The organism is Rhizobium sp. BT04, assembly GCF_030053135.1.
In the GTDB taxonomy this organism is placed as follows: Bacteria; Pseudomonadota; Alphaproteobacteria; order Rhizobiales; family Rhizobiaceae; genus Rhizobium; species Rhizobium binxianense.
In genome coordinates this window covers 499705-514088 of the sequence record NZ_CP125652.1, presented here as the reverse complement: position 1 = coordinate 514088, position 14384 = coordinate 499705, and the positions used below count along the sequence as shown (strand labels likewise).

Here is a 14384-nt window from a genome sequence, read left to right as displayed (position 1 = left end):
AAGCCGAAACTGTGTTCGCTAGAGGAGAACGAGAATGTACTTGAAGAGCAGTCGTAACAGACGCGACTTGTGGACGGGTATCGCCTTGGTCGGACTTCTGTCCGCCGGAATGCCTCACCCGGTCTGGTCCCAGGATGCAGTTCATACCGACATCGGTGACATCACCAAGGCCACCGGTGCCGATATCTTTCCGAAGAAGCGGCCCTATTCGCCCTGGGCCGGACGTAACTTTCCGATGCGGCCGCTCTTCGGCGACACCCACCTGCATACCAACCTGTCGTTCGACGCGGGCGCGGCAGGGGCCAGGATAGGGCCGCGCGAGGCCTATAGACTTGCAAAGGGTGCGGAGATCACCGCCTCGAGCGGCCAGCCGGTCAAGCTCTCAAGGCCCCTCGACTTCCTGGTTGTCACCGATCACTCCGACAATCTCGGCTTCATTGCCGACTTTATGGCAGGCAAGCCGGAGATTCTGAAGAACGCCCAGGCCCGGAGCTGGTTCGACATGATCCAGAATGGCCAAGGGGCGGCGGCCGCCTACGACATCGTCACCACGTTCTCCCAAGGGAAATTCCCTCCTGATCTCCTTTATCGACCCGGAACAGCCGCCTACAGGTCCACCTGGCAGAGCATCATCGATGCCGCCGAGGAGGCGAATGAGCCGGGCCGCTTCACCGCGCTGATCGGCTACGAATGGACGTCGCTTGCCACGGGCAACAACCTCCACCGCAACGTCATCTTCCGTGACAACGGCGACAAGGCGGCGATGATCGAGCCTTACACTACCCAGCCGCCTCTCGGCAGCAACAATCCCCGCGATCTGTGGAAGTGGCTTGCAGCCTATGAGGACAAGACAGGCGGCCAGGCGCTGGCGATCGCCCATAACGGCAATCTCAGCAACGGTACCATGTTCCCGATCATCGAGTCGTTCACGGGCAAACCCATCGACCGGGAATATGCGGAGCAGCGCACGCGCTGGGAGGTTCTCTACGAGACCACCCAGATGAAAGGCGACGGCGAGACGCACCCGTTGCTTTCTCCCAACGACGAATTCGCCAATTTTGAGCGCTGGGACAAGGGTAATCTGGATGTCAGCCAGAAGAAGACGCCTGACATGCTGCAGTACGAGTATACCCGCTCCGCGCTTCAGACCGGCTTGAAGCTCGAAAAGGAACTCGGGGTCAATCCCTACAAGTTCGGTTTGGTGGGCAGCACGGATTCCCATACCGGCCTTTCCACCGCGGACGACGACAACTTCTGGGGAAAGATCTCGAGCAATGAGCCGAATGCCGAGCGCTGGAAACATCCGTTCATGAAGAATCCCAGCCTTGGCATAACCATTACGGGCTGGGAGCAGACGGCATCTGGCTACGCGGCAGTCTGGGCGCAAGACAACACCCGCGCATCCATCTTCGACGCGATGAAACGGCGGGAAACCTATGCGACCACGGGACCACGGATGTTGGTGCGTTTCTTCGGCGGGTTCGATTTCGATGAGGCCGACGCCACCAGCCGCAGCCCGGCAATCGCCGGATATACGAAGGGTGTCCCAATGGGCGGCGACATCGGCCCCGCTCCGAACGAAAAGGTTCCCACCTTCCTGGTCGCCGCTTTGAAGGATCCGATCGGTGCCAACCTCGACCGCTACCAGGTGGTGAAGGGCTGGCTCGATGCGGCGGGCGAAGTCCACGAGAAGGTCTACGACGTCGCCTGGTCCGACGCGCGCAAACCAGGGGCGGATGGAAAGCTGCCCCCCGTCGGCGATACCGTCGATGTCGCCAACGCCACCTTCACGAACACGATCGGCTCCTCCGAACTGATCGCGTTCTGGAAGGACCCTGAATTCGATCCGAGCCAGAGGGCGTTCTACTATGGTCGCGTTCTCGAAATTCCCACGCCGCGGTGGACCGCCTACGACGCCAAATATTTCGGCATCGAGATGGGACCCGAGGTGCGGATGAAGACCCAGGAGCGGGCCTACACCTCGCCGATCTGGTACAATCCAGCATGAGGACCACCGTGCGCATGCCGAGTTTACGGACAGCCAGGAGCCTGGGATGAAGATCCTCAAAACGATCATTAGGGAACCGTTGGTGCACTTTCTACTGCTGGGCGTCACGGTCTTCGGTCTGTATTCGGCCGTGACCCGCTCGCCGGTGTCGGCGGATGGCCAGGTGATCGAGCTCGGACAGGGCGAGCTCGGCCAGTTGTTCGAGAGCTTCTCGCGAACCTGGCAGCGACCGCCGACCGAAGCGGAGTTCGCAAACATGGTCGACAGCCGCGTCAAGGAGGAGGTCTTCTACAGGGAGGGATTGAAGATGAGCCTCGACAAGGACGACACCCTCGTGCGGCGTCGCATGCAGCAGAAGATGGAGTTCCTGCTCGAACCGAGCGCTGAAGAACTGATACCGAAGGAGGGAGAACTGGAGGCGTATCTCGCGGCAAATGCCGGAAAGTTCCGCACTCAGGACAGGTTGGCGTTCCGCCAGATCTTCTTCGACGGCAAAGTTTCATCCGAGAGCACCGTAGAAAGAGCGAAAATTGTCCGGGCGCGCCTCGAAACAGCTGCGACTTCAGAGGAAACCGCTGGCGATCCGACCCTTCTTCCCGAACGAATGGAACTGTCGGATGCCGACGTCGTTGCCAGCATCTTCGGCGAGGACTTCGTCGCGGCCCTGAAACTCGTCCCCGAAGGCGAGTGGGTCGGACCCTTGAACTCTCCTTTCGGCGGCCACCTGGTCTATGTCGATGAGAAGAAAGAGGGAGGCACGCCGCCGCTTGCGGATGTGCGAGAGGCTGTCCGGCTTGACTGGGAGAGTGGAAGACGGTCGCAGATCGCCGCCCAGCGCTACGAAGACATGAAGAAGCACTACGAGGTGCGCGTGGTCTGGCCGACCGGCATGTCCGCATCGGCAATCAAGACATCGGGGGTCAGATGACCCGATTCATCTACCTTATCATCGGCTTCGTTCTTCTCGCCTGTTCCGCAGCCGGTGCGCATGAGCTGAGGCCGGCCTACCTCGAGATCAACGAGGTTGCAACGCATCACTACGCATTGACGTGGAAGGTTCCCGCCCAGGGCGACTACAAGATGGCGCTCGACGTGCTCCTCCCTCCGTCCTGCATGCAGGACGGCGACCGCGCAGGCGGTTTCATCGACAATGCTTTCATCACCCGCTGGCAGGCGGTGTGCGAGGGCGGTCTGGCGGGCGGCGTGGTCGCCATCAACGGCCTCGCGTCGACCTACACGGATGCGCTGATCAGAGTGGTCAATTTCGATGGCACAACGCAGACGAGCCGCGTTTCGCCCGACTATCCGGACGTCGTGATCGCCGCGACGCCAACTGCGATGGCCACGGCCCGGACGTATTTCGTACTCGGCGTCCAGCACATCGTGACGGGCGTGGACCATCTCCTGTTCGTGTTCGCGCTCCTGCTTTTGATCGGGAATCCAAGGGCGCTACTTGCGACCATTACCTCCTTCACGGTAGCGCACTCGGTGACGCTCGCCTTCGCCACGCTCGGGATCGCGGCCGTGCCGCAGCCTCCGGTAGAAGCGCTGATAGCGCTCAGCATCATGTTCGTCGGCGCGGAGATCATTCGGTCAGATCAAGGAAGGCGGGATCTCTCAAGCCGGTATCCATGGATCATAAGTTTCCTCTTCGGTTTGTTGCACGGCTTCGGCTTCGGCGGTGCCTTGCGGGAAATCGGTTTGCCGCAGAAGGACGTGCCGCTGGCACTACTTACTTTCAATCTAGGGGTCGAGGCAGGACAGCTTGTCTTCGTTGCCGCGGCCCTGCTGACGATGGCCGGTGTTCGACTGTTGGTGGCCGACATTCTCCGGCTGCGCCTCCGTCTCGCGTACGTGATTGGATCGGTGTCGGCGTTCTGGCTGGTTCAGCGGCTTGCGGGATTTTGACGAGTGTAACCGTCGATGACGTCAGCGGTCACCCGATTGCGAGCGCTAAATTGGGTGCCTGGGGGCCGAAATCAGCGCCAGACGCTCGCAGAACGTTATCGCAAGAAATATAATTGTCTCAACCACTTAGATGGGTAGTCCTAAGATTTCCGGGAGCACCGTACAAGCGCGAACGCGCTCAGGCGGTGCGGGAACTCCTATAGACCGAGACACCCAGTTCCCTGATCTTCTTGCGCAAGGTATTGCGGTTGAGACCGAGAAGATCGGCCGCCTTGATCTGGTTGCCGCGCGTCGCCGTCAGGGCGGCGAGGATCAGCGGATACTCCATTTCCGTCAGCACACGATCATAGAGGCCGGGCGGCGGCAGGCTTTCGCCGAAGCCCGAGAAGTAGGTGCGCATGTTTTCCTCGACGGCTTGCGCGATCGTCATCGAGCCGCTGCGGATCGGCCCCTTGTCGATCGGGCTGTCGGGTACGTCGGAGCGCAGCTCCGCGTCGATGATCTCGCGGGTGATGACATCCTGCGGATAGAGCGCCATCAGACGGCGGATGAGATTTTCCAGCTCGCGGACGTTGCCCGGCCAGGCATAGGCCTTCATCAATTCCAGCGCTTCCTGATCGAAGCGCTTGGATCCCAAGCCTTCCTTTTCGGCCTGCTGGATGAAATGGCGCACGAGATCGGGAATATCCTCGGCGCGGTCGCGCAGTGGCGGTAGCCGCAGCGGCACGACATTGAGGCGGTAATAAAGATCCTCGCGGAACAGGCCCTGGTTGATCGCCTGTTTCAGGTCCTTGTTGGTGGCGGCGACGATGCGCACGTCGGTGCGGATCGGCGTGCGGCCGCCGACGGTGGTGTATTCGCCCTGCTGCAGGACACGCAGCAGCCTGGTCTGGGCATCCATCGGCATGTCGCCGATCTCGTCGAGGAAGAGCGTGCCGCCTTCGGCCTGCTCGAAGCGGCCGGTCGACCGGGTCTGCGCACCGGTAAAGGCGCCCTTCTCGTGACCGAAGAGTTCCGATTCGATCAGGTCGCGCGGGATCGCCGCCATGTTGATCGCAACGAACGGGCCGTTGCGGCGCTTGCCGTAGTCATGCAGGGCGCGGGCGACGAGCTCCTTGCCGGTGCCGGATTCGCCGGTGATCATCAGCGTCAGGTCCGTCTGCATCAGGCGGGCGAGAACGCGATAGATTTCCTGCATCGCCGCCGAACGGCCGACCAGCGGCATGCCGTCCTGCACGTCGTCTTCGAGTTTGGCGGGCTTGCGCTTCGGCTCAGCGAGCGCGCGGCCGATGATGCCGATCAATTCGGTGAGGTCGAAGGGTTTCGGCAGGTAATCGTAGGCGCCCTTCTCGGAGGCCTTGATGGCGGTCATGAAGGTGTTCTGCGCACTCATGACCAGGACCGGCAGTTCGGGGCGCGCCTTCTTGATGCGCGGCAGCAGGTCGAAGGCGTTCTCGTCGGGCATCACCACATCGGTGACGACCAGATCGCCCTCACCTGCCGAAATCCAGCGCCAGAGGGTAGCGGCGTTGGAAGTGATGCGGACGTCATAACCGGCGCGGCTCAAAGCCTGGTTGAGCACGGTCCGGATGGCCGCATCATCATCTGCAACGAGGATCGTGGCTGTCATCGAGAAGGTCCTGTCGAGCTTGCGGAAGAGGCGTCTTCGAGCGAGGCGTCCTTCGACGCCGGCATGAGGACGCGGAATGTCGTGCGGCTGTTCTGGCTGTCGCATTCGATGATGCCGCCGTGATCGCCGATGATCTTGGCGACCAGCGCCAGGCCGAGGCCGCTGCCGTTCGGCTTGGTGGTGATGAAGGGGTCGAAGAGATGCGGCAGCAGATCGGCGGGAACGCCGGGGCCATTGTCGTGGACGCAGAATTCCAGCGGCAGCGAGATTTTTTCACGGGTGCCGGCGACGGAGAGCCGGATGCCGGGGCGATAGGCCGTCGTCAGCATGATCTCGCCATCCGGCCGATCGCCGACCGCTTCGGCGGCGTTCTTCACCAGATTGAGGAAGACCTGGACGAGCTGGTCGCGATTGGCATAGACCGCCGGCAGCGACGGGTCGTAACTCTCGGTGACACGGATGTTGCGGGCAAAACCCGCCCTGGCGACGGCCTTCACATGATCGAGCACGGAATGGATGTTGACCGGCATGCGGTCGACGGGGCGTTCGTCGGAAAAGACTTCCATGCGATCGACCAGCGATACGATGCGGTCGGTCTCGTCGCAGATCAGCCGGGTCAGCGCCCGGTCGTCGTCGACCGCCGACTGTTCGAGCAGCTGGGCGGCACCGCGGATGCCGGAGAGCGGGTTCTTGATCTCGTGCGCCAGCATCGAGGCGAGACCGGTGACTGAGCGGGCGGCGGCGCGATGCGTCAGCTGCCGGTCGATCTTGTCGGCCATCGAGCGTTCCTGGAAGACGATGACGACAGCGCCGGGCTCGCTGAGCACGGGGGCAACGTAGAGATCGACGAGTTTGTCCTGGCCGAGGCGGGGCGAACTCAGATCGACGCGATATTCGTTGACCGGGGCCTTGCGCTCACGCACCTGGTCGATCAGGGCGAGCAGCGGGCTGCCGAAGGGAATGAAGGTGGAGATGCGGTAACGCGCCAGATGCGAGGCGCTGGCGCCGAAGAAGGCCTCCGCCTCCCAATTGGCGAACACGACGAAGCCGGATTCGTCGACCATGATGACAGGGTTCTGGATGGCGTTGAGCACGGCCATGGCGACGGTTCCGCCGGCCTGATCGGACGGAGATGTCATATCCTTCATCATGCCGCCTCCCGGCTGTCGACAACAGCTGCCGCCAATGCATCGTAAAGCCGTGCTGCCACCTCGCTGGGATTGCGCGAGGTCATGATCGCAGCCTTTTCGTCGTCGGCGAGATCAGCGGCGAAACGCTGGAGATACCAGCCGAGATGCTTGCGGGCGTGGCGGATCGCCACCGCCTCCCCGTAGAAATCCAGCATCATCGCATAGTGTTCGACGGCAATATCGGCGATCTCCTGTGATCGCGGCTCGGCGGCACCTGATATGACGCCGGCATGCCATGGCCTGCCCTGGCAGCCCCTGCCGATCATCACGGCATCGGCGCCGGAACGGCGCAGGATTTCCTGCGCATCTTCCGCGGTCTCGACATCGCCATTGGCAATCAGCGGAATGGAGATCACCTCGCGGACGGCGCGGATCGCGTCCCAATCGGCGCGACCTTCGTAGAATTGCATGCGGGTGCGCCCATGAATGGTCACAAGCTGAATGCCGGCCGCCTCGGCGCGGCGGGCGATCTCGGGCGCGTTGATCGAATTCTCATCCCAGCCGAGACGCATCTTCAGCGTCACGGGAATATCGGCAGCCTTGACCGTCGCCTCGATGAGGCCGAGCGCGTGATCTGGATCGCGCATCAGCGCCGAGCCGGAGTATCCGCCGATGACCTTCTTGGCCGGGCAGCCCATGTTGATGTCGATGATATCGGCGCCGTGATCGGCGGCGATCTTGGCCGCCTCCGCCATCCAGTGCGCCTCTCGGCCGGCAAGCTGCACCATATGCGGCCGGAAGCCGGCCGCCCGCAGCCGCGACCAGGATTCAGCCGTGTCATTGACCAGTTCGCGGCTCGCCACCATTTCGGTGACGACGAGGCCGGCGCCGAAGCGCCAGGCGAGCTCGCGGAAAGGCATGTCCGTGACGCCGGACATCGGCGCCAGCACAACACGGTTCCGCACGGACACGGGTCCGATTCGGAAAGGCGCTGCGAGGTCCTTGGAAATCAAATGATTATCTTTCGGGCACACAATAGAACTGCATTATTTTTAGCCATTATTCCCTAGCTTGCCAAGGGGGCTGGGATGGGAATTGATATTTTTCGGGCAGATGCTGGAAAAGGCCAAAGCAAGACGTTAGAGCACTCGGATCAATTCCGCATATTTTAGGGGATTTATGCTGCAAATGCCTTCTAAGCAACCGATATCGGCTGGAATTGTCATCGTTGCCGCCGGCCGCGGCGAGCGCGCAGGCGCCTCCCAGGAAGGCCCCAAGCAATATCGCCTGATCGGCGGCAAGCCGGTTATCGTCCATACGCTTGAAAACTTCATGACATGGGAGCTGGCAACTCAGATCGTCGTCGTTATTCATCCCGACGACGAGGCGCTGTTTGCCAAAGCGTTCCGTCACATCATTTCGGCAACGCCGATCGAAACCGTGCACGGCGGTGCGACCCGGCAGCAATCCGTGCTGGCCGGCCTCAGATATCTCAAGGACAAGCATGTCAGCCATGTGCTGATCCATGATGCCGTGCGGCCGTTCTTCGACCATGGGCTACTGGACCGCATTGCCGAGAGCCTTGGCGACGGCGCGGCGGCAGTGCTGCCGGCAACGCCTGTGACCGATACGCTGAAACGCGCCGACAGCGCCGGCACGGTGCTGACGACGGTTTCACGCGAGCATCTTTACGCGGCGCAGACGCCGCAATCCTTCGCTTTCGAAACGATTCTCGATGCACATGAGAAGGCAGCGGCGAGCGGGCGAAGCGATTTCACCGACGATGCCTCGATCGCCGAATGGCTGGGCATTCCGGTGACGATCGTCGAGGGCACGCCCGATAACGTCAAGCTGACCGTCAAGCGCGATATATCAATGGCCGACGACAAGCTGTCGGCGTGCCTGCTGCCGGACGTGCGCACCGGCAATGGCTACGACGTGCACCAGCTCGAAGCGGGCGATGGCGTCACACTTTGCGGCGTGTTCATTCCGCATGATCAGAAGCTGAAAGGCCATTCTGATGCCGACGTGGCGCTGCATGCGCTGACGGATGCGCTGCTGGCAACCTGCGGCGCCGGCGATATCGGCGATCATTTCCCGCCGTCCGACCCGCAATGGAAGGGCGCAGCCTCAAAAATCTTCATCGAGCATGCCGCCCGGATCGTGCGCGAGCACGGCGGCACGATCATGAATGCCGACGTCTCGCTGATCGCCGAGGCGCCGAGGGTCGGTCCGCATCGCGACGCCATGCGGGCGAAACTGTCGGATTATCTCGGCATCGATATAGAGCGCTGCTCGGTCAAGGCGACGACCAACGAGACGATCGGCTTCGTCGGCCGGCGCGAAGGCATTGCGGCGATCGCGACTGCGACCGTCGTCTATCGCGGAAGGAAATGATGAGCCTTTTCCCTCAGGATATCATTTCGACGGCGGAGGCGATCATCCGCGACTTCACGGCCGCCGGGCTGATGCTCTCGACCGCCGAATCCTGCACCGGCGGATTGATCGCCGGGGCGCTGACCGAGATATCCGGTTCATCCGCCGTCGTCGACCGCGGCTTCGTCACCTATACGAATACAGCCAAGATCGAGCTGCTCGGCGTGCAGGAGGAAACATTGCTGCGGTTCGGAGCAGTGTCGGAAGAAACCGCCCGGCAGATGGTGCACGGCGCCCTCTTCCGCTCGCGTGCCGCGATCGCCGTTGCCGTCACCGGCATTGCCGGTCCCGGCGGCGGATCGGCTGGAAAGCCGGTCGGCCTCGTGCATCTCGCCGCCAAATCGCGCGCCGGCGCGCTCATCCACCGAAAGATGCTTTACGGCGATATCGGCCGCAGCGAGGTTCGGCTGGCAACGGTGAGGACGGCGCTGGAGATGGTGCATTCGCTCCTGGCAGGCTGAGGGCGCCTGCAATCGCCCCCTCAGACCGCAGCGTAGATCCTGTTTGCCCTAGTCTCGAAGGCTTCGGTGAACATGCGGAAGGCGCGATCGAACATCGAGCCCATCAACGCGCCCAAGATGCGGCTCTTGAACTCGTAATCGATGAAGAAATCGACGGTGCAGCCGCCAGATGGCGTCTCGGCGAAATGCCAGCGATTGTCGAGATATTTGAATGGGCCATCGATATATTTGACCTCGATGACGTGCTCGGCCCGGTTCAGCAGCACCTGTGTGGTGAAAGTCTCGCGGATCGCCTTGTAGCCGACCGTCATGTCGGCAACGAGCAAGATCTTGCCGTCGCGTTCCTTGCGGCTTCGGATGGCCAGCGCTTCGCAGAGCGGCAGAAATTCCGGATAACGCTCGACATCGGCGACGAGGTCGAACATCTGTTCGGGCGTGTGCGGGACGGGACGGTGCGTTTCGAATTGCGGCATAGGCGGCACTTAAGCGGGCCGGCGAAGAAGATCAAGAAGCTCGCGCATCTGGCCGCGGGATTTTAGCTGGAGAACCGGGCACGCCAGGGCCAGCGGCGAACCGGTTAGCTGCTTTGCGCGATCTTATGATGACGGTGGAATCTGCAAGCCCGTGTTCCTGAAGCGCCGCTTCGATCAAGGGTACGGCATCGCGCTCGAAATTCCAGATATAGGCAAGCGCGTCCCGCGAGAGGCGTTCAGGGCTGCCGGCAGGCAGTTCGGGGCGGTTGCGCCCGAAATACCGGAACGCTCTCGAGATGGCGCCGTACAGGCATGCATATCTGGGCAGCCGAAGCCAAATGACGGCGTCTGCGCGCGGCAGGCGAAGATGGAAGGAGCTGAGGCCCGTCCCATCCATGATCCACTTCCGCCACCGCCTTGGCGATCCGGCGGTCGATCTCGTCGCGCGGCCTTTTTCTCCAGCCCGGTAGCCAGTAGAAATCGCGGTCCATGGAGATGTAGTCAAGGTCGAGCGCTTGCGAGAGCCGCTTTGCCAGCGTGCTTTTGCCGCTGCCGGGGCAGCCGATCACCAGAATACGGTCGGCTTCGATCAGCGTCGATTTCAAACCGCAGATGACTTTCATCGTCGACTGCTCAAAGAAAAACCGCGGCAAAAATCGCCGCGGTTCAATCAAAAAGCAAGTGCCGGACCTACTCAGCCGCCATCAGCAGCTTCTTCTCCCGCGCCGCACGCAGCCGAGCGAAATCGTCGCCGGCGTGGTGGGAGGAGCGGGTCAGCGGGCTGGAGGCGACCATCAGGAAGCCCTTGCTGTAGGCGACCGTCTCGTAGGATTTGAACTCGTCGGGCGTGACGAAGCTCATGACCTGATGGTGCTTGCGGGTCGGCTGCAGGTATTGGCCGATCGTCAGGAAATCGACATCGGCGGTGCGCAGATCGTCCATCAGCTGCAGCACTTCGTTGCGCTCCTCGCCGAGGCCGACCATGATGCCCGACTTGGTGAACATGGTGGGATCGAGTTCCTTCACCCGCTGCAGCAAGCGGATGGAATGGAAATAACGCGCACCGGGGCGAACGGTCAGATAGTTGCCGGGCACCGTTTCCATATTGTGGTTGAAGACGTCGGGCTTGGCGGCGACGACACGTTCCAGCGCCCCAGGCTTCTTCAGGAAGTCGGGCGTCAGGATCTCGATCGTCGTCATCGGCGAGGCCGCACGGATCGCCCAGATCACCTTTTCGAAGTGTTCGGCGCCGCCGTCTTCCAGATCGTCACGGTCGACCGAGGTGATGACGACGTGAGACAGACCCATCTCCTTGACCGCCTTGGCGACGTTCTCCGGCTCGGCCATGTCGAGCGCATTCGGCTTGCCGGTGGCGACGTTGCAGAAGGCGCAGGCGCGGGTACAGATTTCGCCCATGATCATGAAGGTGGCGTGCTTCTTGTCCCAGCACTCGCCGATATTCGGGCAGCCGGCCTCTTCGCAGACGGTGACGAGCTTGTGCTCCTTCACGATCGCGCGCGTCTCGGCATAACCCTTGGAGGTCGGCGCCTTCACACGGATCCAGTCCGGCTTGCGCATGACCTCCGTATCTGGCCGATGCGCCTTCTCGGGATGACGCACGCGCTTGGCGTCGGGATTGATCGTATCGAGGATGGTCACCATTGCAGTTTCAGCTTTCTACCGCTCCTATGCGGCAAATCTAGCGCCGCACCAGCCGCGCAAGGAATATCAACAGGCAGGCGCCGAGGAAACCCGTCACGAAGTAGCCGAGCCGCCCGCCAACCACCGCGACATGAAACTGCGCGAGGATGGCGCTGGCGACGACAGAGCCGACGATGCCGAGCACGATGTTCAGGAAAATCCCGTAGCGCGCTTCCATCAGCTTGCCGGCCAGCCAGCCCGCCAGTCCGCCGATGATGATTGCCGAAATCCAGCCGACGCCTTCCATGCCTGCCCTCTTTGCCTTTAAGCGACCGCCCTGGCGATCAGCACCACGACGATGGCGCCGACCGTGGCGTGGATGATCTGCACAACAAGCGCGTTTTCAATACCCAGCGAAATGCCGAGCGCGCTGAACAGATAACCGCCGACGAAGGCGCCGATGATGCCGCTGAGCAGGCATCTTATCAAGCCGCCGCCACCGACGACCAAACTTGCGAGGAAGCCTGCAACCAGGCCGATCAGCAAAAACACCAGCAACGCCTGCGTCTCCATAGACATGATGATTTCCTTTCGTTTTTTCCACTCCGTGATACAGGGCGGATTGGGAAATTATCAAGCGTTCAGCACACGGCCATAGGCATCGAGCACCGCTTCCTTCATCGTTTCGGACACAGTCGGATGCGGGAAGATCGTGTGCATCAGCTCTTCCTCGGTTGTTTCGAGGTTCATCGCGACGACGAAACCCTGGATGAGCTCGGTGACTTCGGCGCCGACCATATGGGCGCCGAGCAGCTCGCCGGTCTTCTTGTCGAAGATTACCTTGACCATGCCCTGGTCTTCGCCGAGCGCGATCGCCTTGCCGTTTGCCGCGAAGGAGAAGCGGCCGACGCGGATGTCGCGGCCCAGCTCCTTGGCTTTGGCTTCGGTGAGGCCGACGGAGGCGACCTGCGGATTGCAATAGGTGCAGCCCGGGACCTTGCCCTTGTCGGTGGGATGAACGTTCGGCAGGCCGGCGATCTTTTCGACGCAGACCACACCTTCATGCTCGGCCTTGTGGGCCAGCATCGGCGGGCCGGCGACATCGCCGATTGCATAGATGCCGGCGATATTGGTCTTGCCGTAACCGTCGGTGACGACGCAGCCGCGGTCGGTCTTGATGCCGAGCGCCTCGAGGCCGAGGTTTTCGATATTGCCCTGAACGCCGACGGCCGAAATCAGCCGGTCGGCGGTGATCTGCTGCACCTTGCCATCTGAAGTTTCGACATGGGCGGTGACGCTGCCCGCACCCTTCTCGACCTTGGTAACCTTGGCACTGGTGAAGATCTTGAGGCCGCGCTTTTCCAGCTGCTTGCGGGCGATGGCGGTGATTTCGGCATCCTCGACCGGCATGATGGTCGGCATGACTTCGACAACCGTCACGTCGACGCCCATCGAGCGGTAGAAGCTTGCGAATTCGATGCCGATCGCGCCCGAACCCATGACGATCAGCGACTTCGGCAGCGCATCCGGCTTCAGCGCCTCGAAATAGGTCCAGATCAGCTTGCCGTCCGGCTCGATGCCGGGCAGCGCACGCGGACGGGCGCCGGTCGCGATGATGATGTGCTTGGCGGTGTAGGTGCCCTCGCCCTTGACGTTTTTCGGCAGCGGGTGCTGCGGTTCGACCACCGGCTTCGACGACTTGCCGACGACGATCTCGCCGGGCTGAGCCCCAGTCGAAGCCTTGGAAAGCTTTCCTTCGCCCCAGATGATGTCGATCTTGTTCTTCTTCATCAGGAAGCCGACGCCGGCATTCAGGCGGGCGGAGACGGCGCGCGAGCGGCCAACGACGGCCTTGGCATCCGGCTTGACCGTGCCTTCGAGAACCAGGCCGTAATCCTTGAAGTGATTGGCATGGTCGAGCACCTCGGCCGAGCGCAGCAGCGCCTTTGTGGGTATGCAGCCCCAGTTCAGGCAGATGCCGCCCATATGCTCGCGCTCGACGATCGCGGTCTTGAGGCCGAGCTGGGCTGCACGGATGGCGGCGACGTAGCCGCCGGGGCCGGAGCCGATGATGATGACGTCGTAGGATTCAGCCATGTGTTTCCTGCCTTTGTTACGCTGCGCTGCGGGTCATGAGCACCCACGCATGTCTTTTGCTGTTGTCGAAAAGCGGCACGGCATCGGCGCGCGCAGCCTCCAGGAATCCGTTTCTTCCATAAAGCGACAGAGCCGCCTCGTTATCACTTGCGGTAATGAGACTGACGGGGCGGCAATCCGCCCTGTCGATCTGATCGTCTAGCAGCCTGCGCCCGATGCCGATGCCGCGCAGATGGCGGTAAACGCCGAGACTGCCGATGAACCAGCTTCCCACAACCGTTTTCTGCAGGGCGAGCATCGGTTCGATCGCCGGGATGCTCGCCTCGATATCGGCTATGCCCTCCTCCAGCGGATGGCCGATCGCCACGCCTGCCACTTCGCCATAGGCCTCGGCGATAACGGCATCCCGCCAGCCGCCAACGGCCTCCTCCTCGCTCATCTTCAGCCGACCCCGCTCCAGCGGCGTGTCGCTGACGCCGTTCGCCACATCGGCGAACCAGAGCCAGGAGGCAAAACCGTGCGATGCGATATCCGCCAGGATCGCCAGCTCCGAGGCATCGCGCCGTGAGGCCTGCCGCAGCGCGATGAAGGCGGTCATGC

The 14384-nt window shown here is 62.0% G+C and carries 14 protein-coding genes and 1 pseudogene; 5 read left to right on the top strand and 10 right to left on the bottom strand.

From position 1 onward, the window contains the following. Positions 1 to 34: 34 nt before the first annotated feature. Genes QMO82_RS11065 through QMO82_RS11055 form a run of 3 tightly spaced genes read left to right on the top strand, consistent with a single transcriptional unit; the run spans position 35 to position 3916 of the window. Positions 35 to 2008 carry a DUF3604 domain-containing protein gene (locus tag QMO82_RS11065; protein ID WP_246788241.1) on the top strand — a complete coding sequence of 658 codons (1974 nt, stop codon included), beginning with the start codon at positions 35 to 37 and terminating at the stop codon, positions 2006 to 2008. A gap of 46 nt (positions 2009 to 2054) precedes the next feature. Next, the gene (locus QMO82_RS11060; protein WP_183610841.1) at positions 2055 to 2936 is read left to right on the top strand and encodes a peptidyl-prolyl cis-trans isomerase; all 882 of its coding nucleotides are present in this window, start codon (positions 2055 to 2057) and stop codon (positions 2934 to 2936) included. After that, complete coding sequence (locus QMO82_RS11055) at positions 2933 to 3916, top strand: HupE/UreJ family protein (RefSeq protein WP_183610842.1); 984 nt, start codon at positions 2933 to 2935, stop codon at positions 3914 to 3916. The genes QMO82_RS11060 and QMO82_RS11055 overlap by 4 nt, the downstream gene beginning before the upstream one ends. Before the next feature lie 178 nt (positions 3917 to 4094). On the opposite strand, the gene ntrC is transcribed toward QMO82_RS11055, so the two are convergent. Genes ntrC through dusB form a run of 3 tightly spaced genes read right to left on the bottom strand, consistent with a single transcriptional unit; the run spans position 4095 to position 7710 of the window. Beyond that, positions 4095 to 5546 (bottom strand): nitrogen regulation protein NR(I), encoded by a 1452-nt coding sequence (gene ntrC / locus QMO82_RS11050; protein WP_097618818.1) that lies wholly within the window; start codon positions 5544 to 5546, stop codon positions 4095 to 4097. Beyond that, positions 5543 to 6697 carry a nitrogen regulation protein NR(II) gene (locus QMO82_RS11045; RefSeq protein ID WP_097618819.1) on the bottom strand — a complete coding sequence of 385 codons (1155 nt, stop codon included), beginning with the start codon at positions 6695 to 6697 and terminating at the stop codon, positions 5543 to 5545. The genes ntrC and QMO82_RS11045 overlap by 4 nt, the downstream gene beginning before the upstream one ends. Next, on the bottom strand, positions 6694 to 7710 hold the full coding sequence (dusB, locus tag QMO82_RS11040) for a tRNA dihydrouridine synthase DusB (protein WP_183610844.1): 1017 nt from the start codon (positions 7708 to 7710) through the stop codon (positions 6694 to 6696). The genes QMO82_RS11045 and dusB overlap by 4 nt, the downstream gene beginning before the upstream one ends. 145 nt (positions 7711 to 7855) lie before the next feature. Between dusB and QMO82_RS11035 the strand changes: the two genes are divergently transcribed. Then, the gene (locus QMO82_RS11035; RefSeq protein WP_183607437.1) at positions 7856 to 9073 is read left to right on the top strand and encodes a bifunctional 2-C-methyl-D-erythritol 4-phosphate cytidylyltransferase/2-C-methyl-D-erythritol 2,4-cyclodiphosphate synthase; all 1218 of its coding nucleotides are present in this window, start codon (positions 7856 to 7858) and stop codon (positions 9071 to 9073) included. After that, the gene (locus tag QMO82_RS11030; RefSeq protein WP_183607438.1) at positions 9070 to 9573 is read left to right on the top strand and encodes a CinA family protein; all 504 of its coding nucleotides are present in this window, start codon (positions 9070 to 9072) and stop codon (positions 9571 to 9573) included. Before QMO82_RS11035 ends, QMO82_RS11030 begins: the two co-directional genes overlap by 4 nt. Before the next feature lie 20 nt (positions 9574 to 9593). Here QMO82_RS11030 and QMO82_RS11025 read toward each other — a convergent pair whose 3' ends face one another. The 7 genes and pseudogenes from QMO82_RS11025 to QMO82_RS10995 form a co-directional block, all read right to left on the bottom strand. Then, positions 9594 to 10046, bottom strand: coding sequence for a type II toxin-antitoxin system RatA family toxin (locus tag QMO82_RS11025; protein ID WP_183607439.1), 453 nt, complete (start codon positions 10044 to 10046; stop codon positions 9594 to 9596). 9 nt (positions 10047 to 10055) lie between these two features. Beyond that, positions 10056 to 10669, bottom strand: a pseudogene (locus QMO82_RS11020) (AAA family ATPase). A 67-nt stretch (positions 10670 to 10736) separates the two neighbouring features. Next, positions 10737 to 11708 carry a lipoyl synthase gene (lipA, locus tag QMO82_RS11015; RefSeq protein ID WP_183607440.1) on the bottom strand — a complete coding sequence of 324 codons (972 nt, stop codon included), beginning with the start codon at positions 11706 to 11708 and terminating at the stop codon, positions 10737 to 10739. A gap of 37 nt (positions 11709 to 11745) precedes the next feature. Then, on the bottom strand, positions 11746 to 11994 hold the full coding sequence (locus QMO82_RS11010) for a GlsB/YeaQ/YmgE family stress response membrane protein (RefSeq protein WP_097614400.1): 249 nt from the start codon (positions 11992 to 11994) through the stop codon (positions 11746 to 11748). A 17-nt stretch (positions 11995 to 12011) separates the two neighbouring features. Further along, positions 12012 to 12266 carry a GlsB/YeaQ/YmgE family stress response membrane protein gene (locus tag QMO82_RS11005; RefSeq protein WP_085737168.1) on the bottom strand — a complete coding sequence of 85 codons (255 nt, stop codon included), beginning with the start codon at positions 12264 to 12266 and terminating at the stop codon, positions 12012 to 12014. Positions 12267 to 12320: 54 nt separating this feature from the next. After that, the gene (lpdA, locus tag QMO82_RS11000) at positions 12321 to 13784 is read right to left on the bottom strand and encodes a dihydrolipoyl dehydrogenase (protein ID WP_183607441.1); all 1464 of its coding nucleotides are present in this window, start codon (positions 13782 to 13784) and stop codon (positions 12321 to 12323) included. 16 nt (positions 13785 to 13800) lie between these two features. Next, positions 13801 to 14382 carry a GNAT family N-acetyltransferase gene (locus tag QMO82_RS10995; protein WP_183607442.1) on the bottom strand — a complete coding sequence of 194 codons (582 nt, stop codon included), beginning with the start codon at positions 14380 to 14382 and terminating at the stop codon, positions 13801 to 13803. Positions 14383 to 14384: the final 2 nt, after the last annotated feature.

What these genes read in the sequence shown, in the direction of transcription:
- QMO82_RS11065 (WP_246788241.1), top strand. Translation starts at nt 35, where the DNA reads ATGTACTTGAAGAGCAGTCGTAACAGACGCGACTTGTGGACGGGTATC.
- QMO82_RS11045 (WP_097618819.1), bottom strand. Translation starts at nt 6,697, where the DNA reads ATGATGAAGGATATGACATCTCCGTCCGATCAGGCCGGCGGAACCGTC.
- lpdA (WP_183607441.1), bottom strand. Translation starts at nt 13,784, where the DNA reads ATGGCTGAATCCTACGACGTCATCATCATCGGCTCCGGCCCCGGCGGC.
- QMO82_RS11055 (WP_183610842.1), top strand. Translation starts at nt 2,933, where the DNA reads ATGACCCGATTCATCTACCTTATCATCGGCTTCGTTCTTCTCGCCTGT.
- QMO82_RS11060 (WP_183610841.1), top strand. Translation starts at nt 2,055, where the DNA reads ATGAAGATCCTCAAAACGATCATTAGGGAACCGTTGGTGCACTTTCTA.
- QMO82_RS11030 (WP_183607438.1), top strand. Translation starts at nt 9,070, where the DNA reads ATGATGAGCCTTTTCCCTCAGGATATCATTTCGACGGCGGAGGCGATC.
- QMO82_RS11005 (WP_085737168.1), bottom strand. Translation starts at nt 12,266, where the DNA reads ATGTCTATGGAGACGCAGGCGTTGCTGGTGTTTTTGCTGATCGGCCTG.
- QMO82_RS11025 (WP_183607439.1), bottom strand. Translation starts at nt 10,046, where the DNA reads ATGCCGCAATTCGAAACGCACCGTCCCGTCCCGCACACGCCCGAACAG.
- QMO82_RS10995 (WP_183607442.1), bottom strand. Translation starts at nt 14,382, where the DNA reads ATGACCGCCTTCATCGCGCTGCGGCAGGCCTCACGGCGCGATGCCTCG.
- ntrC (WP_097618818.1), bottom strand. Translation starts at nt 5,546, where the DNA reads ATGACAGCCACGATCCTCGTTGCAGATGATGATGCGGCCATCCGGACC.
- QMO82_RS11035 (WP_183607437.1), top strand. Translation starts at nt 7,856, where the DNA reads ATGCTGCAAATGCCTTCTAAGCAACCGATATCGGCTGGAATTGTCATC.
- lipA (WP_183607440.1), bottom strand. Translation starts at nt 11,708, where the DNA reads ATGGTGACCATCCTCGATACGATCAATCCCGACGCCAAGCGCGTGCGT.
- QMO82_RS11010 (WP_097614400.1), bottom strand. Translation starts at nt 11,994, where the DNA reads ATGGAAGGCGTCGGCTGGATTTCGGCAATCATCATCGGCGGACTGGCG.